This window comes from Methylobacterium sp. HJ2, from assembly GCF_056431005.1.
Genome location: NZ_JBWJYM010000001.1, coordinates 922,600 through 944,520, shown reverse-complemented (window position 1 = coordinate 944,520; position 21,921 = coordinate 922,600). Strand labels below are relative to the sequence as shown.

20 protein-coding genes are annotated in these 21,921 nt (G+C 69.0%); 8 read left to right on the top strand and 12 right to left on the bottom strand.

Features of this window, described 5'->3' with window-relative positions; genetic code table 11:
- Positions 1-2 precede the first annotated feature (2 nt).
- Complete coding sequence (locus tag ACS5RC_RS04335) at positions 3-1,478, bottom strand: methyl-accepting chemotaxis protein (RefSeq protein ID WP_478342574.1); 1,476 nt, start codon at positions 1,476-1,478, stop codon at positions 3-5.
- Positions 1,479-1,855: 377 nt separating this feature from the next.
- Between ACS5RC_RS04335 and ACS5RC_RS04330 the strand changes: the two genes are divergently transcribed.
- From ACS5RC_RS04330 to ACS5RC_RS04315, 4 genes are all read left to right on the top strand, one after another.
- Entirely contained in the window at positions 1,856-2,953 is a 1,098-nt protein-coding gene (locus ACS5RC_RS04330) for a PAS domain-containing protein (protein WP_478342573.1), read from the top strand.
- Positions 2,954-4,050: 1,097 nt separating this feature from the next.
- On the top strand, positions 4,051-4,359 hold the full coding sequence (locus ACS5RC_RS04325) for a hypothetical protein (RefSeq protein WP_478342572.1): 309 nt from the start codon (positions 4,051-4,053) through the stop codon (positions 4,357-4,359).
- Positions 4,360-4,410: 51 nt separating this feature from the next.
- Positions 4,411-4,611, top strand: a complete 201-nt coding sequence (locus ACS5RC_RS04320; RefSeq protein ID WP_478342571.1) for an FkbM family methyltransferase — start codon at positions 4,411-4,413, stop codon at positions 4,609-4,611.
- 761 nt (positions 4,612-5,372) lie between these two features.
- Entirely contained in the window at positions 5,373-6,149 is a 777-nt protein-coding gene (locus ACS5RC_RS04315; RefSeq protein ID WP_478342570.1) for a glycosyltransferase, read from the top strand.
- Between the two features lie 316 nt (positions 6,150-6,465).
- On the opposite strand, the gene ACS5RC_RS04310 is transcribed toward ACS5RC_RS04315, so the two are convergent.
- Positions 6,466-7,953, bottom strand: coding sequence for a DUF2252 domain-containing protein (locus ACS5RC_RS04310; protein ID WP_478342569.1), 1,488 nt, complete (start codon positions 7,951-7,953; stop codon positions 6,466-6,468).
- A 176-nt stretch (positions 7,954-8,129) separates the two neighbouring features.
- Here ACS5RC_RS04310 and ACS5RC_RS04305 point away from each other — a divergent pair, with 176 nt between their 5' ends.
- Together ACS5RC_RS04305 and ACS5RC_RS04300 are read left to right on the top strand one after the other, a co-directional pair.
- On the top strand, positions 8,130-9,167 hold the full coding sequence (locus ACS5RC_RS04305; RefSeq protein WP_478342568.1) for a phosphatase PAP2 family protein: 1,038 nt from the start codon (positions 8,130-8,132) through the stop codon (positions 9,165-9,167).
- Between the two features lie 78 nt (positions 9,168-9,245).
- A complete protein-coding gene (locus ACS5RC_RS04300) occupies positions 9,246-9,908 on the top strand; it encodes a DUF4142 domain-containing protein (RefSeq protein WP_478342567.1) in 663 nt (220 codons plus the stop codon).
- Between the two features lie 120 nt (positions 9,909-10,028).
- Here the strand turns inward: ACS5RC_RS04300 and ACS5RC_RS04295 are convergent, their stop codons facing one another.
- Positions 10,029-10,304, bottom strand: a complete 276-nt coding sequence (locus tag ACS5RC_RS04295; RefSeq protein ID WP_478342566.1) for a hypothetical protein — start codon at positions 10,302-10,304, stop codon at positions 10,029-10,031.
- A gap of 259 nt (positions 10,305-10,563) precedes the next feature.
- Here ACS5RC_RS04295 and ACS5RC_RS04290 point away from each other — a divergent pair, with 259 nt between their 5' ends.
- Positions 10,564-11,778: a glycoside hydrolase family 5 protein gene (locus ACS5RC_RS04290; RefSeq protein ID WP_478342565.1), complete on the top strand. Its 1,215-nt coding sequence runs from the start codon at positions 10,564-10,566 to the stop codon at positions 11,776-11,778.
- A 107-nt stretch (positions 11,779-11,885) separates the two neighbouring features.
- Positions 11,886-12,734, top strand: coding sequence for a metal-dependent phosphohydrolase (locus ACS5RC_RS04285; RefSeq protein ID WP_478342564.1), 849 nt, complete (start codon positions 11,886-11,888; stop codon positions 12,732-12,734).
- A 135-nt stretch (positions 12,735-12,869) separates the two neighbouring features.
- Here the strand turns inward: ACS5RC_RS04285 and ACS5RC_RS04280 are convergent, their stop codons facing one another.
- The 9 genes from ACS5RC_RS04280 to ACS5RC_RS04240 all read right to left on the bottom strand — a co-directional run bounded on the left by ACS5RC_RS04280 (position 12,870) and on the right by ACS5RC_RS04240 (position 21,921).
- Positions 12,870-13,343: a CoxG family protein gene (locus tag ACS5RC_RS04280; protein ID WP_478342563.1), complete on the bottom strand. Its 474-nt coding sequence runs from the start codon at positions 13,341-13,343 to the stop codon at positions 12,870-12,872.
- A 143-nt stretch (positions 13,344-13,486) separates the two neighbouring features.
- On the bottom strand, positions 13,487-14,191 hold the full coding sequence (locus ACS5RC_RS04275) for an ABC transporter ATP-binding protein (protein WP_478342562.1): 705 nt from the start codon (positions 14,189-14,191) through the stop codon (positions 13,487-13,489).
- Complete coding sequence (locus ACS5RC_RS04270) at positions 14,184-14,945, bottom strand: ABC transporter ATP-binding protein (protein WP_478342561.1); 762 nt, start codon at positions 14,943-14,945, stop codon at positions 14,184-14,186. The genes ACS5RC_RS04275 and ACS5RC_RS04270 overlap by 8 nt, the downstream gene beginning before the upstream one ends.
- On the bottom strand, positions 14,942-15,955 hold the full coding sequence (locus ACS5RC_RS04265) for a branched-chain amino acid ABC transporter permease (RefSeq protein WP_478342560.1): 1,014 nt from the start codon (positions 15,953-15,955) through the stop codon (positions 14,942-14,944). The genes ACS5RC_RS04270 and ACS5RC_RS04265 overlap by 4 nt, the downstream gene beginning before the upstream one ends.
- A 12-nt stretch (positions 15,956-15,967) precedes the next feature.
- Positions 15,968-16,858, bottom strand: coding sequence for a branched-chain amino acid ABC transporter permease (locus ACS5RC_RS04260; RefSeq protein WP_478342559.1), 891 nt, complete (start codon positions 16,856-16,858; stop codon positions 15,968-15,970).
- A gap of 20 nt (positions 16,859-16,878) precedes the next feature.
- Positions 16,879-18,111, bottom strand: a complete 1,233-nt coding sequence (locus ACS5RC_RS04255) for an ABC transporter substrate-binding protein (RefSeq protein ID WP_478342558.1) — start codon at positions 18,109-18,111, stop codon at positions 16,879-16,881.
- Between the two features lie 68 nt (positions 18,112-18,179).
- Entirely contained in the window at positions 18,180-20,546 is a 2,367-nt protein-coding gene (locus ACS5RC_RS04250) for a xanthine dehydrogenase family protein molybdopterin-binding subunit (RefSeq protein WP_478342557.1), read from the bottom strand.
- Positions 20,543-21,046: a (2Fe-2S)-binding protein gene (locus ACS5RC_RS04245; protein WP_478342556.1), complete on the bottom strand. Its 504-nt coding sequence runs from the start codon at positions 21,044-21,046 to the stop codon at positions 20,543-20,545. The genes ACS5RC_RS04250 and ACS5RC_RS04245 overlap by 4 nt, the downstream gene beginning before the upstream one ends.
- A complete protein-coding gene (locus tag ACS5RC_RS04240) occupies positions 21,043-21,921 on the bottom strand; it encodes an FAD binding domain-containing protein (RefSeq protein ID WP_478342555.1) in 879 nt (292 codons plus the stop codon). The genes ACS5RC_RS04245 and ACS5RC_RS04240 overlap by 4 nt, the downstream gene beginning before the upstream one ends.

Here is a 21,921-nt window from a genome sequence, read left to right as displayed (position 1 = left end):
CGTCAGGCCGCCATGCTGCGGGAGGCGTCGCGGACGAGGCGGGCGGACCCGTCGACCTCGCGGGTCGAGGCCGCGATCAGGCCGACGTTCTGGCTGATCTCCCGGACGGCGTCCGTCATGGCCTGCATGTTGACCGACATCTCCTGGGCCACCGCCGCCTGCTGCTCGACGGCGGTCGAGATGGCCGCGGAGATCTCGTTGACCTGCCCCACGGTCTCGCCGATCCCCGCGATGGCGGCGGCGGCCTCGTTCGCGGCCTTCTGCGTCTCGGCGATCTGGGTGCCGATGCTCTCGGTCGCCTGGGCGGTCTGGGCCGCGAGGGTCTTCACCTCGGCGGCCACGACCGCGAAGCCCCGGCCGGACTCGCCGGCGCGCGCCGCCTCGATGGTGGCGTTGAGGGCCAGCATGTTGGTCTGGGAGGCGATCCTGTCGATGGTCTCGACCACCTCGCCGATGCGCTTGGCCGCCGCCGCGAGGCCGGCCACGACCGTCGAGGTGGCGGTGGCCTGCTCCACCGCCCGGCCGGTGATCTGCAGGGCGCGCGCGACCTGCCGGCTGATCTCGCCGACCGAGGCGGCGAGCTCCTCGGCGCCGGCGGCCACGCTCTGGGTGTTGCCGGAGGCCTGCTCGGCGGCGCTGGCCGCGCCCACCGCCTGCTGCGAGGCCTGCGCGATCGAGCCGGCGATGCCGTCGAGGTCGCGGTCGATGCCGCGCTGGAGCGCGGCCCGCCGCAGCCGCTCGGACGCGGCCGCGGTGATGTCGGTCGCGAACTTGACGACCTTCACGAGCCGGCCGGAGGCGTCGCGCACCGGGTTGTAGGTGGCCTGGATCCAGGCGTCCCGCCCGCCCTTGGCGAGGCGCTTGTACTCGGCCTGCTGGAACTCGCCCCGCCGCAGCGCCTCCCAGAAGCGCTGGTACTCCGCGCCCTGCTCGGCCGGGTCGACGAAGATCCGGTGGTGCCGGCCCTTCACCTCGGCGAGATCGTAGCCCACCACCGCCAGGAAATTGGCGTTGGCCGTCAGGATCGTCCCGTCGAGGGCGAATTCGATGATGCCCTGCGAGCGGTCGAGGGCGTCGAGCTTGCCCTCGAAATCGGCGTTGCGCAGCTTCTGCGCGGTGATGTCGGAGGCGCATTTGAACACCCCGTAGGGCTTGCCGTCGCGCCCGAGGAGGGGATTGTAGCTCGCCTGGATCCAGACCTCGCGGCCGCCCTTGCCGATCCGCCGGTACTCGGCCTGCTGGAACTCGCCGCGCCGCAGCGCCTCCCAGAACTGCCGGTAGGCCGCGCCCTCGCGCTCGGCCGGATCCACGAACAGGGAATGGTGCTGGCCCTTGATCTCGTCGAGGCGGTATCCGAGGGCCGCGAGGAAGTTGGCGTTGGCCGTGATCACCGTGCCGTCGAGGTCGAACTCGATGAGCGCCTGGGACGCATCCAACGCGTTGAGCTTGGACCTGAGTTCGTTAGTCGGCCACAGCATCGGGATCTCCAACCGGCGACGGGCATCGCTCGCCCCTCTTTCCCAAGGATAGACAGGGGGGTCCTACCGCAGCCTCAATTGAATCCGCGAAACCGAGGGGAAGATCGACATTTTTCGGTCGAATTTTCTGTCATTCTACCGAAGCCCCGGTGCGAAGGGCTCGGCTTGAAAGATTTCAGGTCAGACAACACGGGTGGAACGGGCGGATCCGCGGCGTAAACCTTACCGAATGATGCGAGCGTCGAGCGGGTCCGGAGACCGGCGGCCCCGGTCAGGCCTTGAACAGACATGGAACGCGGGACTTAACGGCTCGGCCATACCGACGTGGCATACAACCTCAGGCAGTTCGCGGCGGCGGCTTACTCGGGAGCATCAGGATGCCCACACGTGCGCTCATGCGCCCAAACCAAGCCGCGAACGGCAATGCCGCGCCTCGGCTGTTCTCGTCGCGCCACTTCCTCAAGCTCATCGAGGACACCGGGAAGGTCGGGTTCTGGTCGGCGGACCTGCGTGCCGAGCGGGTCGATGCCTCGCCGGGCCTCTACCGCATCCTGGGGCTCGACCCGGCCTCCGAGATGACCTTCGGCTTCGGGCTGGACATGATCCATCCCGACGATCGGGCCGCGCACGGCGACCAGATCGCGGTGCTGCGCTCCGGCCAGCCGGTCAGCCGCGAGTTCCGCATCGTCCGACCGGACCGGACCCAGCGCTGGATCCTGCACCATGCCGAGGCGCTGCTGGGCCCGGACGGCCAGCCGAGCCAGGGCATGGGCGTGGTGTTCGACGTCACCACGCAGCACGACACCATGAACGCCCTCATGCAGCGCCACGACCGCCTCAATGCCCTCGTCGCCGCCACCGCCTCGGTGTTCTGGGTCAACAAGGCGAACGGCGAACCCAGCGAGATGCCGCAATGGATGGCCCTGACCGGGCAGAACCATGCCGAGATGCAGGGGCTGGGCTGGCTCGATGCCGTCCATCCGGACGACCGGGCGCGCACCCATGCCGCCTGGAGAACCGCGGTCGAGCACACGGCCCCCTACAACACCGACTACCGCGTGCTCTGCGCGGATGGGATCTACCGCTGGTACAATGCCCGCGGCGCGCCCGTCCTGAACAAGGACGGCTCGGTCCGCGAGTGGGTCGGGGTCTGCCTCAACGTCCCGGGACGCAACCGCTACGGCGCCCCCGCCGCCGAGCCCCCGGCGGCGGCCTCCAGGTCCGCTGAGGCATCCGCCGGAGCACCTCTGACCTCGGGCCAGATCCGCGCCGCGCGCGGCCTCACGGGCCTGTCGAAGGACGAATTGGCCCGGCTGGCGAACGTCTCCGTCTCGACGCTCAATCGGCTGGAGGACGCGAACTCCACGATCCAACCCCGGCACGACACGCTGCTGGCGGTGCGCCGGGCCCTGGAGGCATCCGGGGTCGAATTCGTGTTCGAGCCCGGAAAGAAGCCCGGCGTGCGCGAGGCCTGAGCGTTTGGTCGCGCGACGAGGCGCCGGGCCCGCAGCCGCGGCAGGCGAACCCGAGCGTGGGCACCCGACCGACCGCGTCCGAAATGGGGATCCGGAACGGTCAGGCGCGACGTGCCCGGGCGGCCAGCCGGATCGGTCTCCGCCACGGCCCGGTCCGACGTCCGCGCGAGCGACGATGGCGCTTGCCGAAGTCCATGCGGCCCGCTTCGTGTCTCGCACGCTCGCAGCTTCGGAATGCTGGCCGACGACGCCGAAGCCGCCTGTCGGGTCGGCCGGTTTGAGCGGCTCCGGATGGCTTGACCGACGGTCCAGCATCGACCTGACTTCTGACCGGGATCGATTGCACGCTGAGCCGCGGGCCAGTCACATGCTCAATATCGCCCTCGCGCTGGGTCCGTCTTGGGACACCACGTCTCGCGGATCAGGCTCGATCCGAGCGGGTGCTTGGTTTTTTCCAGAGCACGCTTAGCCGACTGCTCCGGCCGTCCTTGCCGTCTGCTGCAAAGGCCTGCTCAGGCACGGGTTCCGTGATAGCGGGGCGCCGCCGGCGGCCCCGGAATGCATGCGGACCGGGCCCGATGATGCAGGGGTATCGGGCCCTTGTATGCACGGCGGGGTCGGAACCGCATGGATGTTGCGGATGGCGACCTTGTAAGATGCAGGACACAGCGCCTGACGCCGACGAGCAAAGTCGGATCTACGCGCTTTGCCCCACCGCCAATCCCGGCTCGAAGTCCGGTCCAGACCAGCATGTCGGACCTGCTCCGCGGCAATTGATCGAACATCGACTTGTTCCGATAACAGGTTTCAACTGTCGTTCATCACGAAAGATGCGTTGATCGTGATGTCCATGATCAGCCGACACCCCATCGCGCGACGAGCAGTCCTTGCAACGATGTGATTTTCCAAATAAAGGCGCAGCCATTTTGAATGAAATAAATAAAAGTTAGGCTTTAAACATGTAAATTCCAATAGGGAATGATATTAATGAGTTGAGAAGCCCGCAATAGATTTCGAATTATCTTGCCAGCAGGAATCATGACCACTGGCGCCGAAGCCACGTACAAACCGCATGCCGTCGCTCACCATCCAGTTTCATGACGACGATCAGTTCAGCGGAAGGATTCAAAATGCCGTATGATCCCGCAGCATATCTGCAACGGACGTTTTCACTGTGTGGTGAAGATACGTTCCTAGATCAGAATTTTTCATGGAGATGGGATCGGTTTTACGCCGATATCGGTGCGCACCATCCTTTTAGAAACTCGAATACTCCTCTTTATCACGAGCGCGGACGGCGTGGCATGAACGTTTATGTCGACCTGCGCGCGATCGAGGCCTTCAAGGACGGGAGGCCGAACGATGTGAATCTGTTGCAGGGCATGGCCCTGAAGCCTGGCAAATGAACAGCTCATATATTCAACGACGGTGCGGTCAACACATTTTCTCATGAGACGGTGGAAAATCATAAAACGAAGGACGGCCGGGAAGTCATCGAGGAACCAAACGCTCCCGTACGTCCTATATCCGACCTCCTTGACGATGCGCTTCCGAGCGAACAAGACATCGATATCATGAATATCGATGCCGAAGGTATGGACGAGGAAGTGATCAGATCAAAAATTCAAATACATATCGGCCTCGGGCATCGTTTGTAGAAGCTCACGGCGTTACGCACTACTATTTCCAATACCACAGCATCGTTCAATGTTTGACGGAACAGAGCTACGAAGTGGCAGGATTTCTCACCTTGACCACGATCTTCCGGCAAATCGGGCACTAGCTGTGCGTGAGCGATACAGAGCGCAGGAGCCTACGGTTAAGGGAATCGTCTGGGCGGCAGACGCTCGTATTCGGACCACCCGCCAGCCTGTCTGACGAGCCAGAATCTGTCGCGAAACGGAGCCATGAGACATTTCACGATCAGTCTGTCTGCCGGGACACTGCGATGAGTATAGCCGCGTGAGGGCTCACAGACGGGCGCGCACCGTCATCGGCGGGACGCCGCATCGGATCGTGCGCCCGTTCGGCGAATGCCGATCCCCATCGGAAGGCAGCGTGCCGTCGGCAAAGGCTTTTTTCAGATGTGCCGTCGCGCTGGGCCGGACACGACCGAATGCAACTTAAGAGGGAATACAGCCTGAATGAAACCTAGAGAAAGACAATGTCTCTTGAGTCCGCAGCATGAAGATTGTAGCAGGCGGCGATCCTCCAGGGAGGGGCATTATCGCGCGGAACTTTCTGGCGCTCCTGTGATTGCGGAGCATGTATCTGTCTCGAAACGCACGGCGTCGCTCAGCGGGCCTGGTCCCAGGAGTCGAGTCAGACTCTGAGAAGTGGTATGGCTTCACTGCCACGGTTGTTGGGCGACGAGTCGTATGATCCGGGTAGCGCCGTTTGCGTCCTCAGGAGAATGGTTTTGGGACTGAGAATCGATTTTTCCGACATTGAAATTTGCATGTTGACACATAACGAGGAACTGCTTCTCGAGCAAACGCTGCTCTTGGCAAAGCATTTCTTCCCGCGCTTCGCGTTTGTCGACCAGAGCTCCTCCGATCGGACAGTCGAAATCATCCGGGACGTCATCGGCGATCGAGCGACAATCGTCGTAGAGCCGCACGGATATATTCGGGATATCGGTTTTGCAGGCGCACGGAACAAGGTCAGCGATTTATGCACTCTGCCCTGGCTCCTGCACGTCGATGCGGACGAAGCCGTCAGCATTCTGAACCCGGAGAGCCAGATCGTCTCGGATAACGCCGATGCGGCGGCGCAATTCTTGGGTGTACGGCGTAACAACCTTGGCCGACCGGCCGGCATCACGATGCCGTCGACACCGGAGGAAATGTCACGCTTGCCCGTCGAGTCCGAGGAGTTTCACACGCGTCTGTATCGGAACAACGCGGGCATCAAATGGCATTCCTTCATCCATGAGGAGCTCTGGCAGGGTGGCCGCCGGCTGCCTCACGAGGTCCCGGAGTGCAACGTTCTACTCAATCATCTATCTCGATTTAAGGGACATGAGATTTCTGATAGAAAAGAAGAGTTTTATGGCTGGATGCTTGTTCACGGTTTTGGAATGTCCAACAAGCCGGAAGAGAACCTGTCTGAGTATTCCATAACTGTATTCCGGCAACGAGAAGAATACTTTCGCACGATGGCGAAGCAATTCGAAAAATCTCGACCGCGCGATTGAGGATGATCCTGCTGTTTCGGTATTCGACCGTTGACTGGTAACGAGCTTCGGCAGTCGCCGGCAACGTGTTGTAAGGCCTAAGGATACGCCGAAATCTTATCCTGACGCCCGCTATCGGCAACGCGATGACACGGCATGGCAGCCTCGCGAGATCCCCGGATCGGGGATCGATGCACGGGCCGGGAACACGGGACGATCTCCGGCGATCCGATCACGGTGATTTGTCCAAGTCGTTTAGGACCGTCGTTCATGACCCCTCGCCGCAGCGACGTGCTTTTCGCGGCGAATGATCCGCCGTATCGCAGCGCTTGACCCTCTACAGATGCGCATCCTCCGCGGCGACGAGACGCCCGGATCGGATCGCGTCGAGGAAACGGCCATGGTCCTCCGCGTTGCGGTCGCCGTAGGCATGCGCCCAATCGGCCAGGGCCTCGCGCAGGTCCGCGTGACCGCCGCGCCCGCAATAGCCGGCGATCGCCGCGGCGTCTCCGGTTCGCGCATGCGCGCGGGCCAGCAGCGCGCCGTAGGCCCAGGAGAAATACAGGAGCGGCTCCCCGCGCATGCAGGAGACCGGGATCTCGCCCTTCATGTTCTTCATCTGGCGGACGTAGAACGGCCGGCCCTCGATCGTGGTCCAGCCGAGGAGCGGGTCGCCGACCGCCTGGAGCAGGCGCTGGCCGTAAATTACCCGCTCGCCCTCATGGTCGGCATAGGGGCGCGGCATCGGCGGCAGGTAGGGCGCGTGGGCGGGACGCACGGCTTCCTTGACCTGGAGGAAGAGCACGTCCTGATCGGAATTGCCGCAGAGCAGCGCCACGTAGGCCCGCGTGCCGACGCTGCCGACGCCGACGACCCGATGGGCGACGTCGACCACGTGGTAGCGGTTGAGCATGAAGCGCCGCTCCCGCGGCAGGGTCTCGGCGTAGCGCTCGAGCCCTGCGATCACCGCGTCGCGAAGGTCCGGCGCGACGGGCGTGAGGATCGGCGGCTCGTCGCGGAAGCGCCAGCCGCCGTCGACGCGGCGCTCGCCCACCCGGTCGAGCAGACTCTGGTTGTGGCGCTTGCGGGCTTTGGCCACCGCCTTCAGGACGACGGCGCGGGAATCCGCGTCGATCGCGATGCCGGAGAACCGGAGCTGATCGGCCCGGGTGACCTGGTACCAGACCTCCAGGGAGCCCTGCGGCGCGAGCTCGCGCATGGTGTGCTGGTAGCCGCCGACCGCCGCGACGATCGCGCGGCGGCGCTCGCCCGCGGGCACTCCGTCGCCCCGGGCGGCTACCTCGATGCTGGCGACGAGCCGCTTCAGGTCCCATTCCCAGGGGCCGACCGTCACCTCGTCGAAATCGTTGAGGTCGAGCACCACGTCGCGCTGCGGCGTGCCGAACAGGCCGAAATTGCCGATATGGGCGTCGCCGTTCATCACCACCATGATCTCGCTCCGCGGCGCGTGGGCGAGATCCCAGGCCATGACGGGCGCGGCCCCGCGCAGAAAGGCGAAGGGCGAGCTCGCCATCCGGGCGACCCGCAGCGGGATCAGGTCCGCCTGCCGGCCCGCCTGCGCCGCCTCGATGAGCGCCACCGGGTCGGGCCGGTCCCCGGTCGGGTCGAGCGCGGCATGGGCCCGGTGCGGCACCGCCTCGCGCAGGCGCTTGCCCGCGGCGCGGCGGGTCTCCCAGGGCTCGCCGCTCCCGCGCAGGTCGATCCGCGGATAATCGGCCAGCGGCTCGAGCACGATCTCGGCGGCGGCCTCGGCCTCGCCCCGCACCACCGCGTCCTCCCCGTCGGTATCCCCCAGCCGGTCCATCTGCATCCTTGCGCGCTGTATTCTCCACAAGGTTTAGGGCGCGCCGGGCCCAGCCCAATGGGACCATTCCGCCTCGCCCGCCGCGACGATCCGCATTCCGCCTCGGGAGAGCGCAGAACCAATACCGCCGCCGCGCGTAACCCAGGGCGGGATTCGGGCGCGGAGCACGGGACGGGATGGAGTCGATCGAAGCGGGAGAGGCGCGGGCTCGCGCGCGACCTCGGCGCGCCGCCTTCCTCGATCGGCTCCTCTGGTTCTCGGCGGCGGTCGCCGCGCCCCACCCGCTGCTCTGGCTGGCCGCCGCCCTGATCGCGGCCGCGGATGCGGTCTGGCTCGCCGTCGCGGGCATCGCCCTCGACCCGGTGGCCCCCGCCTGGCTGGCCGCCCTCGGGCTCGCGCTCGTCGCCGCCGCTTCGTGCCTCGGGCGCCTGAAATCCGATCCGACGCTGCGCGCGATGGCGCTGGCGAGCGCCGCGCTCGTCGCCTTCACGATGCCGGTCGCCGTGCTGCACTACCTCCTCGCCACCCTCGACCTGCCGCTCGCCGACGCCTCCCTGGCGCGTGCGGAAGCTGCCCTCGGCTTCGACTGGCCGGCCTATCTGTCCTTCCTCGAGGCGCATCCGCGGCTGAACTGGTGGCTGTCGCTCGCCTACCATACCAGCGGCCCGCAGGTCGGCCTGACGGTGATCGTGCTCGCCGCCACGCACCGTCTCGGCCGGCTCTGGAACTTCGTGCGCCTGTTCTGCGCCACGCTGCTCTGCGTCGTCGCGGTCTCGGCCCTGCTGCCGGCGGCGGGGACCTACGTCCATTACGCCCCGCGGATCCTGCCCCAGGACCGTCTGGAGACGATGGGCGCGCTCTGGCATCTCGACGCCCTCAGGGGCCTGCGCGAGGGCAGCCTGCACAGCCTGGCGCTGGGCGACATCCGGGGGCTCGTCACCTTCCCGTCCTTCCACGCCTGCCTCGCCCTGCTCACGGCCTGGGCGCTCGCTCCGGTCCGCCTGATCGGCCCGCTCGCGATCCTTCTGAACGCCGCGGTCGTAGTGGCCTCGATCGGATCGGGCGGACATTACCTCCCGGATATCCTGGCCGGTCTCGTCCTGGCGCTCGCCGCGCTCGCCGGCCGCAACGGCCTGCGCGGCCGGTTGCTCGGCGCAGGCCGGCGGCCCGCCGCCCGGGGGCGACGTCCGGTCCCGGCCGCGTCAGGAACATAGAACGCAACTCTCGGTTGCAATTTTGGCAACCCGGCCTCTCTCGCGCGCGGGTCGCACCGTCCCAACCCGGAGCCCGAGATGCTGCGCCGCGATTTCCTCGTCCATCTGCTGACCGCGACCGCCGCCCTGGCGGTCACCCGCACCGCCCTCGCCCAGCCGATTCCCGCGGGCGCGGTCCCGACCCCGGCCTACCTCGCCATGGCGACCAAGGGCGGGATGTTCCTGGAGACCACCGCTCGCGACGCGCATGAGAAGACCGGCAACCCGCGGGTGAAGGCGTTCTCGCGCGCCGAGGTCGTCGAGCAGGTCGGCCTCGCCCGCAAGATCGACGGCTATACCGGCGGCGCGCCGATCGCCGCGGCGCCCGCCGCGCCGGGCGGCCTGATCGGCGGCCTCGTCGCGGCGCCGCTCGCGGTGGCGGGCGGGGCGGTGGAGGGCGCGGCCGGCCTCGCAGGCGGCGTGATCGGGGCGCCGCCGCCGAACGCCATGACCACGGACGCGCAGAAACAGCAGATCATGAGCCAGCTCGCCGAGCTGCCGCCGGGCCCGCAATACGATGCGGCCTTCGTCACCGCGTCGCTGCAGGGGCACCGCGAGGCGCTGGCGATCCACGGCTCCTACGCGCAGGCGGGCGAGGATCCGGGCCTGCGCCGCATTGCCCGCGGCGCGCTGCCGCTGATCCACAAGCACATCGCGCTCCTGTCCCGGATGCAGGCCCAGATGGGCCCGCAGCGGGGCTGACCCGGACAAGGGCGCGGGGCCTCCCCGCGCCGGTGCGACGTATAAAAAAGCCGTTCCCGCCCGTCCAGGGCGGAAACGGCTCAACGGCATCGGGCGGACACCCGCCCGGCCCGGAATTCCTCAGTACGGATAGCCGTAATAGGGCCGCCGCACCGGCGCCCGGCGATAGCGCACCGGCGCGTCCTCGTCGTAGCCGCCATAGGTCTGCAGGTAGGGATCGGTGCGCGGGTCACGGTAATTGCCGTTGTTGACGCCCGCCGTGCGGTCGTTCCCGCTCAGCGCGGAATAGGGCGAGAGACCGCTGCCGGAATCGCCGCCGCCGCCGCGCGCCATCGCGGTTCCGGAACCGCCCAACAGGACCGCGGCCATCGCGGCGCCGAACAGGATCGTCTTCATCGGAGATCTCCCAGGCAGAGGGGACGGGTCGTTCCCTAACGAACGGTGACCCGCCCGGTGATGTTCCGGGGCGCCCACTGCCCGCGACGAGAGCGCCCGGCGCGGGCGATGCATGAGGGACCGCATGGGACAGGCGCATCGCTCACCGCTTCGGGCAAAATCTGGGGCAAGACTTGGGGCAAGACTTGGGGCAAAGCTCCGGGCAAGGCTCCGGGCAAGGGGTCCGGCATCGCTGCGGACGGCGCTCGGAGCGCTGCTGATGCTGGCGCTCGCGATCGTCCCACCGCCGGGACGGGCGGCGGAGCACGGGCCGCCCGTCGCGACGATCCGCGACGGGCGCTTCGTCGCGGCGGACAGCAGGCCGCTCGATCTGCGGGGCATCAACCTCGGCAACTGGTTCGTGCCCGAAGGCTACATGTTCGGGTTCACCCGCGCGACCGCGCCGCGCGAGATCCGCCAGGTGGTGAACGAGCTCGTCGGCGAGGAGGCGGGCCGCCGCTTCTGGCGGCGCTGGGAGGACCGCTTCGTCACCGAGGCGGATCTCCGCTTCCTCGCCGGGATCGGCTTGAACCTGATCCGCGTCCCCCTCGACTATCGCCAGTTCCAGGTCGAGGACCATCCCGAGATCTGGCTCCAGGACGGGTTCGAGCGTCTCGACGATCTGCTACGCCGGAGCGCGGCGGCGGGCCTGCACGTGATCCTGGACATGCATGCCGCGCCCTGCGGGCAGGCCGGCCAGAACATCGACAACGCCTACGGCTACCCGCATCTCTACGCGGACCCGGCCTGCCGCGACCGCTTCGCCGCCATCTGGGGCAAGATCGCGGCCCGCTACGCCGACGCCCCGGCGCTCCTCGGCTACGACCTGCTGAACGAGCCCCTGCCGCGCCAGATCCCGGGCTTCGATTACGCGGCGGCCGATCGCGCGCTGGTGCCGGTCTACGAGGCGGCGATCCGGGCGATCCGCGCCGTCGATGCCCGCCACATCGTCTTCCTCAGCGGCACCAATGGCGGGATCGACTTCGACGTCCTGGCCGGCGCCGAACTCGACGAGGCCGTCGCGCTGACGTTCCACTATTACAAGGCCGAGCCGACCGACCGGGCGGTCGCCCGCTTCACCGACGTCGCCCGGCGCCTGCGGCGGCCGATCCTGCTCGGCGAATCGGGCGAGGCGCCGGACGCGTGGATCCGGACCTACCGCGAGCGGCTGGAGGCGAACGGAGTCGGCTGGGCCTTCTGGACCTACAAGAAGATGGACTCGACCTCGTGCCTGCGGACCTACGGCCCACCGCCCTACTGGAGCGAGATCGTGGCCTACGCGGACGCCTTCGACGCGCCGGTCGCCGAGCGGCAGAAACTCAGGCCGCGCGCCGAGCATATCAGGCTGGCGCTCGAGGGCCTGCTCACCAATGTCGCCTTCCACAACACCCAGGCGGTGCCGGGCTTCGCGCGGGCCCTGGGCCTGAGCGAGTGACCGGCCGGAGCCGATCGCCGGCGCGGGGGCCTGAACCGAGGGCCGCGGCGCCCTACCTCAGGTGACGGTTCCGGCCCGCGCCGCGCGGGGCCGCGGCGAGGCCTGCCATGTTCGACCCGACGAAGCTCCTGGCGAAGGCCCTCGGCGAGCATCTCGCCCAGACCTACACGCGCTTCTTCGGCGCGCAGGAGCCGCGCTACGCCGAGGTGATCGACGGCGCCGCCCGCCTCACCATCGAGCGCATCGTCGGCAGCGACGCGCTCTATCACGACGCCTACCACACCGCGCTCGTGACGATGGTGGCCCAGGATATCCTGCGCGGGCGCTTCCTGAGCCGCGGCGTCGGACCCGACGACTGGCTGCACGCCATCCTGGCCGCGCTCTACCACGATATCGGGCATGTCCGGGGCGTCTGCTCGGGCGACCGCGACGGCTGCTTCGTCATCGACCCGGACGGCCGGACCACGACCCTGCCGCGGGGCGCCTCGGACGCGGCGCTCGGCCCCTACCACGTCGAGCGCTCGAAGATCGTCGTGCGCGAACGCTTCGGCGGCCACGCCCTCGTCGATGCCGAGCGCGTCGCCCGGGCGATCGAGCTGACCCGGTTTCCCGTGCCGGAGGATGCCGACCATTCCGAGACGGGCACCGAGGCCGGCCTGATGCGGGCCGCCGACCTGATCGGCCAGCTCGGCGATCCGCTCTACCCGCGCAAGCTCAACGCCCTCTTCCAGGAATTCGACGAGTGCGGCCTCAATGCGCGCCTCGGCTACGCCAACCCGGCCGATCTCGCCGAGGGCTACCCGGCCTTCTTCTGGTCGAAGGTCGAGCCGGTGCTCGGCGACGGGATCCGCGCCCTCGACCTCACCGTCGAGGGACGGCGCTGGGTCGCCAACCTCTACGCCCACGTCTTCGCCATGGAGCACGACCGGCGCCGGATGGGCCCCAATCCCGGCTGACGGACCCGGCGCGGGCGGCACCCAGCGGCATTGTCCGAGAGCGCGGGCGCGACGGGGTGGGACGGCCGAGGGCCGGTTCGCCGTTCACCGGCGATGCCGATGCGTGGCGTCCTCGGCCGCCCGGGTTCGCGACCCTCAGGACGTCGCGGCGGCGTCCGTGATGGGCGCGGGGGCGCCGAGTTCGGCGGCGAAGGCGCCGAAGAACTGGTCGGCGAGCTTGCGCGAGGTCGCCTGCATCAGGCGGCCCCCGAGGGAGGCGATCTTGCCGCCGATCTCGGCCTTCGCCTCGTAGGTCAGGAGGGTCCCGCCGTCCTCCTCGTGGAGCGCGACGACGGCGCGCCCCTTGGCGAAGCCCGCCATGCCCCCGTTGCCCTGCCCGACGAGCGTATAGCCTTCGGGAGCGCGGACATCCTCCAGCCGGACGGTGCCGGCGAAGGTCGCCGAGACCGGGCCGACCTTCAGGGCGACCTTGGCGGCGAATTCCTCCGGCGCGGTTCGGGCCAGATCCTTGCAGCCGGGTATGCAGCGCGCGAGAACCTCCGGATCGTTGAGGGCTGCCCAGACAGCCGCGCGCGACGCCGCGATCCGATATTCCCCGGTGATGTCCATCGCGTTCTCCCGTCCGAAATCGCAGCCGCCGTACCGGGTCCGGACGATCCCTTCGGGATGGCGGATCCGGGCTTCGCTCAAGCGCCGCGCGGGCGCGCCCGATGCGGCCTCCGCTCGAACCGAGCGGAGGCCGCATCGGGCCGTCAGACCGCGCAGTAGCGCTCCTGAATCTCGCTGTCGGCGCGCAGCGTCGCGGCCGCGCTTTCGTGGACCACCGCCCCCTGATCGATGATCACGGCCCGGTCGGCCAGGCCGAGGGCCCACTCGACGTTCTGCTCCACGAGAAGGAGCGTCACGCCCCGCTCCCGCAGGGAGACGAACAGCCGTCCCATCTCCTCGACGAGGACGGGCATGATGCCTTCGGAGGGCTCGTCCAGCAGGATCAGCCTGGGCCGCGCGATCAGGGCGCGGGCGATGGCGAGCATCTGCTGCTCGCCTCCCGACATCGTCACCGCCACCTGATCGAGGCGCTCGGCGAGGCGCGGGAAGGTCTCGGCGATCTCCGCGATCGCGGGCCCCTCCCGGATCGCGGCGGGCGCGCGCAGCAAACCGAGCTTGAGATTCTCGCGCACGGTGAGGCCCGGAACGATGCGCCGGTCCTCCGGCACGTAGGCGAGCCCCAGGGGAAAGCGCCCATGGGCCGGGCGACCGAGCAGGTCGTGCCCGAGGAAGCGGATCCTGCCGCCGACCTTTGGGATCAGGCCCATCACGGCCTTCATCGTCGTCGTCTTGCCGGCGCCGTTGCGGCCGATCAGGGCCAGGATCTCGCCCTCGCGCACCGCGAAGGTGAGAGAGTGGAGGACATGGCTCGCCCCGTACCAGGCGTCGAGGCGGTCGATCTCAAGCATGGCCGTACCCGCCGCTCTGACCGAGATAGACCCGGCGGACCTCGCGGTCGGCCTGGATCTCGGCCGGGTTGCCGTCGGCGATGAGGCGCCCGTGGTGCAGGACGAGGATGCGCTCCGACAGGCCGAGGATCATCTTCATCTTGTGCTCGACGAGGAGGATGGCGCGCCCCTCCGCAAGGCGGTGGAGGAGAGCCACCATGTCCTTCGTCTCCTCCGGCCCCATCCCCGCCGTGGGCTCGTCGAGGAGCAGGAGCTTCGGCTCGGCGGCCAGCGCGATGGCGATCTCCAGGGCCCGCTGCTCCCCGTGCGCCAGGGCGGCGGCGAAGCGGCCCCGTCGGCCGGCGAGGCCGACGGACTCGAGCAGCGCGTCGGCCCTCTCTTCGAGCCCCGGCAGACGGTCGCGCCGGCTCCAGAAATCGTAGCGGCTCGCCCGCGCCTGCAGCGCGGTGCGGACGTTCTCGTGGGCGGTGAGCCCAGGGAAGACCGTGGTGATCTGGTAGGAGCGGGCGATGCCCAGATGCGCGAAGCGGGCCTGGGGCAGGCGGGCGAGGTCGCGCCCGCCGAACCGGATGGATCCGCTCGTGGGCTTCAGGGCCCCCGAGAGCAGGTTGAAGAAGGTGCTCTTGCCCGCGCCGTTGGGGCCGATGACCGCGGTGACGCGCTCGCGGCCGAGGGTGGCGCTGATGCCTTCGAGGGCGGTGAAGGCGCCGAAGCGGCACCCGAGATCCTCGACCTGGAGGACGGGGCCGGTCACGGGCGCCCCCGCATCGCACCGAGCCCGGCCAGCGCCGCGCCCCAGAGGCCCCGGGGCAGGAACAGCACGAACAGGATGAAGACGGTGCCCAGCGCCAGTTGCCAGTGCGGCGTCCACAGGCTCAGGGCATCCTCGAGCACGAGGACCGCCAGGGCGCCGACGAAGGGCCCGAAGAAGGTTCCGGCGCCGCCGACCAGGGTCATCACCACCGCCATGCCCGAGGTGTGATAGGCGAGGCTGTCCAGCGGCACGATCGAGAGGTGGATCGCGAACAGCGCCCCGGCGAGGCCGCAGAACAGGCCGGACAGCACGAAGGCGAGGAGCTTGGTGCGCTCGACGTCGAAGCCGCAGCTCCGCGCCCTGGTCTCGTTCTCGCGGATCGCCTCGATCACGGCTCCGAAGGGCGAGGCGAGGATCCGCGAGATCATCGCCAGGGCTGCGCCGACGAAGACCAGGACCACGCAATACTTGGTGAACGGGTTGAGGATGTCGACGGAGAGGGGCCCGAGGCCGATCCTGGCCACCGTGAAGCCCCGCAGGCCGTTCTCGCCGCCGGTCCAGGCGGAGGCCTGAAGCGCCGCGTAATAGACGAGCTGGGCCAGCGCGAGCGTCACCATGGCGAAGTAGATGCCCCGCGACCGGATCGAGACCGCGCCGAGGAGGAGGGCCAGCGCCGCGGCGGCGGCGACCGCGAGCCCCATCGCCGCGAGGGGATGCAGCCCATAGGCGCCGATGGCGATGCCGGTGACGTAGGCCCCGGTCCCGAAGAACGCTGCGTGTCCGAACGAGAGCAGGCCGGTGTAGCCGTAGAGCAGGTTGTAGCCGACGGCGTAGAGCCCGTAGATCAGGACGTTGACCGCGAGCGCCTGCGACGGGAGCAGGAACGGCAGCGCCAGCAGCGCCAGGATCGAGAGCGGCGCGCGCAACCGCGACAGGGTGCTCCCCGCGAGGAGCGACCGACGCGACACGGGCGGCGCGGTCGCGCGGATGGTCTGTTCGAGGGGCTGCATCGTCGCTCTCCCTCAGGCGCCGAGGCCGGGCTTGCCGAACAGCCCCTGCGGCCGGACGAGGAGCACCAGCGCCATGAAGGCGAACATGGCGATGCTGGCCATCTCGGGGGCGAGAAGGGCGGTCATCGCGACGACGACGCCGACGAGGAGCCCCGCGACGACGGAGCCGAGGAGGGAGCCCATCCCGCCGATCACCGTGACGGCGAAGGCCTCGCCCAATACGACGTTGCCCATATCCGGGTTGACCGACCGCATCGGCGCGGCGAGGACGCCGCCGAGTGCCGCGAGCGCGATGCCGAGACCGAAAACCCACAGCCACAGCCGCTCGATATCGACCCCGAGCACCCGCAGGATCTCCGGGTCGCGGGCCCCGGCCCGGACGATCAGCCCGAGCTTCGTCCGCTCGAGCCCGACCCAGAGGCCGACGAGGACCAGGGCGACGATGCCGATGACGAAGATCCGGTAGATCGGGAAGAAGCCGATGCCGAGGTCGGCCACGCCGGAGAGAGCCTCCGGGGTGGCGAAGGGCAGGCCGTCCGAGCCGAACAGGATGCGCACGCCCTCCACGAGCACGTAGCCGAGGCCGAAGGTGAGGAGCAGAGCGTCGTCCGGTGGGCGGCCGGCCAGCGGCCGGATCAGGAACCGTTCCACGACGAGGCCCAGGGCCCCGACGAGGAGCGGGCCGAGGATCAGGGCCGCCCAGAAGCTGCCGGTGCGCTCCATCACGAACACGCCCGCATAGGCGCCGACCATGAAGACGTTGCCGTGCGCGAAATTCACGATGCCGAGCATGCCGAAGATGATCGACAGGCCGAGCGCCAGCATCACGAAGACGGCCCCGAGCGCGACCCCCGAGAACAGCTGCATGGCGATCAGTTCGAGATCGAGGGATCCCCAGTCCATGGCCATCTCCCGCTTCCCGGTCAGGCGCGGTGCCCGAGTTCGTCGCAGCTGCGCAGGGCCGCCTCCGACCCCGCCTCGATCGCCAGGATGGAGAAGAGGTCGGCCTCGTTGGCCATCTCGGACTTCTTCTTCGATTCGGTGACCAGCACCGACTGCACCGCCTGGTGATCGCAGGCGCGGTAATGCTCCGGCCCTTTTGCGACGTCGTATGTCAGGGCTTCGAGGGCGGAGACGACCTTGTCCGTGTCGGTGCCGCCGGCCGCCTTCACGGCCATGAGGAGTGCGCGGACGGCGGCGTAGCCGTAGGCGCCGTAATCCGTCGGCACGGCGCCGCCATAGGCCGCCCGGAAGGCGTCGTTGAAGGCCTTCGCCGAGGGGACGCTCTCTTCCAGGCGCCAATAGTAGTTGCTGGCACCGACGACGCCTTCGAAGGCGTCGGGGCCGGCGGCGAGGCGCTGGTTGTGCAAGAGGACCGGCACCACGATCCGGGAGACCTTCTTCAGGCCGAAATCGTTGGCCTGCTTGATGCTGTTGGCTTGGTCGCGGCCGAAGTTGCAGATGCACAGGATGTCGGCCCGCATCGCGCGCAGACGCGGCATGAAGGTCGAGTAATCGGCCGCGCCGAACGGGTGCAGGATCTCGCCGGCCGTCTCCGCGCCGATCGCGGCGGCGGCGCGCTTGAAGCCGCGCAGCATCTCGTGGCCGTAGGCGTAGTCGGCGACGAGGTAGGCGACCTTCGTGCCCTTCCGGAACGCGTGCTTGGCGACCGCGGCGGTCGTCATGTGGGGGTTCAGCGCCTCGTGGAAGGTGGTGCGGCTGAAGTCTTTCGCCTCGTTGATCGTGTCGGACTGGCTGATCGACACGTAGAGCACGCCGCGCGAGCGGGTGATCTCGTTGACCGACAATTGCACCGCGCTCGACAGGGCGCCGACGATGAAATGGGCCTTGTCCTTCTCGATCAATTCCAGGGTGCGGGTGGCGGCCTCGCCGGGATTGAGCTTGTCGTCGCGGACCAGCAATTCGGCCATCCGCCCGTCCAGGCCGCCGGCGTGGTTGAACTGCTTCACCGCGAGTTCCGCCGACCGGATCTGGTCCTTCGCCTCGGCGCCGAACGGGCCGGTCACCGGCGTCGGGAAGCCGATCCGGATCGGCTCGGCGGCGCGGGCCGGGCGCGGACGGCCGATCCCGCCCAGGGTCCCCGCCACGGCCATGCCGGCGACGAGCGTGCGGCGCGAAAGCGTACCCTGTCCCATCACCCGTTCCTCCTGTGCGCGCGCGGGGCTCTTGAAGGCCGGCCCGCGTCGCGACCTCTCGACCAAGGTCAGACCACGCCGAGCGCACTCAGGATGCGCTCGGGCGTCATGGGCAGCTGCGAGATCCCGGCCCCGAAGGGGAGCAGGGCATCGTTGACGGCGTTGAGAGCGGCGCCGCTCGAGGCGGCCGTGCCGGCCTCGCCGCAGCCCTTGGCGCCCAGTTCCGTATCCTGCGTCGGCGTCTCGACGTGGCGGATGACGATGTCGGGCATCTCGCAGGCCATCGGCACGAGGTAGTCCGTCATCGACCCGTTCAGGAGCTGGCCGGTCTCGCCGTAGCGGCACTCCTCGAAGAAGGCGGCGCCGAGCCCCTGCACCACGCCGCCGCGGATCTGCTCGTCCACGAGGAGCGGGTTGATGATCCGGCCGCAATCCTCGACGACCCAATGCTTCAGGATGCGCACGAGGCCGGTCTCGGTATCGACCTCGACGTGGCTGCCGTGGATGCCGTTGGTGAAGGCGAAGGGATAGCCGTGGGGCGCGAAATGGTGCGCCACGGTGAGCGCGGACGACACGCCCGGCGGCAGCAGGTCGGAGCGATAATAGGCGAGGTTGGCGACCTCTTTCAGCGTCATCCGCGGATTGCCCTCCGCATCGGTCACCACGCCGTCGCGAATGTCGAGGGTGCCCGCCTCGGCCTGGAGGATGGCGGCGGCGATCGCGAGGATCCGCGCTCGCAGCTTGCGCGCGGCCTGGAGGGCGGTCTCGCCGCCGATCCCGGCTCCGCGGCAGGCCCAGGTGGCGCCGCCGGAGGGCGTCGTCTCGGTGTCGCCGGTGAGCACCCGGACGCGGTCGCGGTCGAGCCCCACCCCCTCGGCGACGATCTGGCCGACGATCGCCTCGCTGCCCTGGCCCTGCTCGGTGATGCTGATGGCGCAGGCGACGTCGCCCGCCGGCGTCAGCTTGAGGATGCAGCCGTCCTGCGCCGAGATGTGGGCGCCCCCCACGCCGTAGAAGGCCGGCGTTGGGTTGGTGATCTCCACGTAGGTCGCGATGCCGATTCCCCGGTGGATGCCCTTCTCCCGCAGGACCGCCTGCTCCGCACGCAGGGCCGGGTAATCCATGACGGCATGGAGCCTGTCGAGGCAGGTCGCGAGCGAGAGCCTCTCGAACCTGTACCCGCTCGGCGTCGTGTGCGGGTACATGTCGTCGGTGACGTAGTTGCGCCGCCGGATCTCGAACGGGTCGAGGCCGAGCTCGCGCGCCGCCAGATCGACCAGCCGCTCCGTCACCGCGCAGGCGATCGGGTGGCCGACCGCCCGGTACTGGCTCATCTGCACCTTGTTCTGGGCGAGGACCGTGAGGTCGGCCCGATAGTCGTCGATCCGGTAGGGCGCGCCGATCAGGCGCACAACCTGGTTGCCCTCCACGGCGCTGGTCCGCGGATAGGCCGAGAACGGGCCGACGCCGGTGACGTCGTCCACCTCGATCGCCCGCATCCGGCCCTCGTCCTCGAAAGCGAGCCGGGCGCAGACCCGGTGGTCGCGGGCGTGGATGTCGCTGGCGAAGGCCTCCATCCGGTCGGCCGTGAACTTCACGGGCCGCTTGAGCAGGAGGCTCGCACCCACCACCGCCATGTCCTCGTGGTAGAGATGCAGCTTCATCCCGAAGGAGCCGCCGACATCCGGAGCGATCACCCGGACCCGGGCCTCGGACAGCCCGAAATGGCGGGCGTAGATGTCCTGGAACTGATAGGGCGTCTGCGTCGATTGATGGACGGTCAGCCGTTCCTCGGCCGGGTCGTAATCGGCCACGAGGGAGCGGGGCTCCATCGTCACGGCGGTGTGCCGCCCGAAGCGCAGATCGACCTCGACGCTCCGGGCGCCCTGGAAGGACCGCTCCGTGTCGCCCGCCTCGATTCGCGTGCGGAACAGGACGTTGTCGGCGGCATCCGCATCGATCCGGGGCGCGTCGGGCGCGCGCGCGGTGTCGAGGCCGATGACCGGATCGAGCTCCTCGAAGTCGATGCCGATGACCTCCAGGGCATCCTCCGCCTCGGCCCGGCTTTCCGCGACGACCATCACCACCGGCTGGCCGGCCCAGACCACCTTGTCCGTCGGCAGAGGCATCTGGGGGGTCGAGCGCATCCCCTTGAAATGGGTGAGTGTGCCGGTCCAGGGCGTGCAGATCCGGGCGAAGTCGGCGCCGGTCAGCACCGCATGGACCCCCGGCATCCCGGCCGCCTCGGCCGTCTCGATCGACCCGAGGCGGGCATGGGCGTAGGGACTGCGCAGAAACGCGGCGTGCAGCATGCGGGGCAGCGCGACGTCGTCGGTATAGCGTCCCCGTCCCGCCAGGAGACGCTTTGCACCCGGCCGGGGCAGGCTCCGGCCGATGTAGCGTGTCCGGTTCGGGCCGTCGGTGGCCACGCTCATGCCGCCTCCCCCACGGTGCAGGCCGCCTTCGCGACGCTCTCGATGGCGTCGACGATCGCCTCGTATCCGGTGCAGCGACAGTAATTGCCCGAGAGGGCATCGCGGATCGCCTCCCGCGTGGGCGCGGCTGCGCCGGGACGGCATCCCGTCAGGAAGTCGAGGGCGACGACCAGGATCCCCGGGGTGCAGAAGCCGCATTGCAAGGCGTTGCGGGCGTGGAAGGCCGCCTGCAGCGCCGCGAGCGTCCCAGAATCCGAGAGCCCTTCGAGGGTGTCGACCCGCATCCCGTCCGCCTGCACCGCCAGCATCAGGCAGGCATGGACGGGCTGGCCATCGAGGTTGACGATGCAGGCCCCGCAGGCACCGACCTCGCAGCCGAGATGCACGGCGGTGAGTCCGAGGTCCTGGCGCAGGAAATCGGCCAGCGACAGGCGCGGCTCCACGAAGCGCCGGACCTTGGCGCCGTTGACCGTGAGGGCGATCGGATGGGGCGTGATCACGCGGCCTCCGCCTCCGAACGGCCTTCGCCGAGGGCGGCGAGCACCCGGCCGAGGAGGACCCGGGCGAGGTGCATCCGCGCGGCGGCCGAGAGGGTGTCGTCGTCGTCGGGAGCGAGATCGTCGGTGAGCGCGGCCTTCGCCGCCGCGATGCTCTCCGGGCCGAGGGGCCGGCCGGCCAGGGCGGCCTCGGCCGCCGGAACCCGCATCGGGGTCGGGCCGACCGAGCAGAAGGCGAGGCGGGCCGCCTCGACGGCATCCCCGGCGAGGGTGATATGGGCGGCGAGCCCGACCATCGCGTAGTCGCCCCGGCGTCTGGCGATCTCCTCGAAGCGCATCCGCGTGCCGGGGCGTGCGAGCGGCACCCGCACCGCCGACAGGATCTCCCCCGGCGCGAGGACGGTCTCGAACAGATCCTGGAAGAAATCGTCCGCTGCCACGGTCCGGGTTCCGGCCGCCCCGGTTATCTCGATCGATGCTCCGAGCGCCCGCATGCAGGCGGGCAGTTCGGAGGCGGGATCCGCCAGGGCGAGGCTGCCGCCCATCGTCCCGAGGTTGCGGATCGCCGGATGGGCCATGAAGGACGCCGCCTCGGTCAGGATCGGGGCATGGTCCGCGATCAGGTCGGAGGACAGGGTCTCCGCGTGACGCGTCAGGGCGCCGATCCGCAGGGCGTCGCCTTCGACCCTGATGCCCCGCAGGGCGTCGATCCGGCCAAGGTCGATGAGCAGGTCCGGGGCGTCGAGACGCAGGTTGAGGGCGGGCAGCAGGCTCTGGCCGCCCGAGAGGTAGCGTGCCTCGCCCGCGCAGCCGGCATAGGCGTCGAGCGCCTCCGCCACGCTCGTCACGCGCCGGTAATCGAAGGCCCGCGCCTTCAT

What these genes read in the sequence shown, in the direction of transcription:
- ACS5RC_RS04335 (WP_478342574.1), bottom strand. Translation starts at nt 1,478, where the DNA reads ATGCTGTGGCCGACTAACGAACTCAGGTCCAAGCTCAACGCGTTGGAT.
- ACS5RC_RS04330 (WP_478342573.1), top strand. Translation starts at nt 1,856, where the DNA reads ATGCCCACACGTGCGCTCATGCGCCCAAACCAAGCCGCGAACGGCAAT.
- ACS5RC_RS04325 (WP_478342572.1), top strand. Translation starts at nt 4,051, where the DNA reads ATGACGACGATCAGTTCAGCGGAAGGATTCAAAATGCCGTATGATCCC.
- ACS5RC_RS04310 (WP_478342569.1), bottom strand. Translation starts at nt 7,953, where the DNA reads ATGGACCGGCTGGGGGATACCGACGGGGAGGACGCGGTGGTGCGGGGC.
- ACS5RC_RS04305 (WP_478342568.1), top strand. Translation starts at nt 8,130, where the DNA reads ATGGAGTCGATCGAAGCGGGAGAGGCGCGGGCTCGCGCGCGACCTCGG.
- ACS5RC_RS04300 (WP_478342567.1), top strand. Translation starts at nt 9,246, where the DNA reads ATGCTGCGCCGCGATTTCCTCGTCCATCTGCTGACCGCGACCGCCGCC.
- ACS5RC_RS04295 (WP_478342566.1), bottom strand. Translation starts at nt 10,304, where the DNA reads ATGAAGACGATCCTGTTCGGCGCCGCGATGGCCGCGGTCCTGTTGGGC.
- ACS5RC_RS04290 (WP_478342565.1), top strand. Translation starts at nt 10,564, where the DNA reads ATGCTGGCGCTCGCGATCGTCCCACCGCCGGGACGGGCGGCGGAGCAC.
- ACS5RC_RS04285 (WP_478342564.1), top strand. Translation starts at nt 11,886, where the DNA reads ATGTTCGACCCGACGAAGCTCCTGGCGAAGGCCCTCGGCGAGCATCTC.
- ACS5RC_RS04280 (WP_478342563.1), bottom strand. Translation starts at nt 13,343, where the DNA reads ATGGACATCACCGGGGAATATCGGATCGCGGCGTCGCGCGCGGCTGTC.
- ACS5RC_RS04275 (WP_478342562.1), bottom strand. Translation starts at nt 14,191, where the DNA reads ATGCTTGAGATCGACCGCCTCGACGCCTGGTACGGGGCGAGCCATGTC.
- ACS5RC_RS04265 (WP_478342560.1), bottom strand. Translation starts at nt 15,955, where the DNA reads ATGCAGCCCCTCGAACAGACCATCCGCGCGACCGCGCCGCCCGTGTCG.
- ACS5RC_RS04260 (WP_478342559.1), bottom strand. Translation starts at nt 16,858, where the DNA reads ATGGACTGGGGATCCCTCGATCTCGAACTGATCGCCATGCAGCTGTTC.
- ACS5RC_RS04255 (WP_478342558.1), bottom strand. Translation starts at nt 18,111, where the DNA reads ATGGGACAGGGTACGCTTTCGCGCCGCACGCTCGTCGCCGGCATGGCC.
- ACS5RC_RS04250 (WP_478342557.1), bottom strand. Translation starts at nt 20,546, where the DNA reads ATGAGCGTGGCCACCGACGGCCCGAACCGGACACGCTACATCGGCCGG.
- ACS5RC_RS04240 (WP_478342555.1), bottom strand. Translation starts at nt 21,921, where the DNA reads ATGAAGGCGCGGGCCTTCGATTACCGGCGCGTGACGAGCGTGGCGGAG.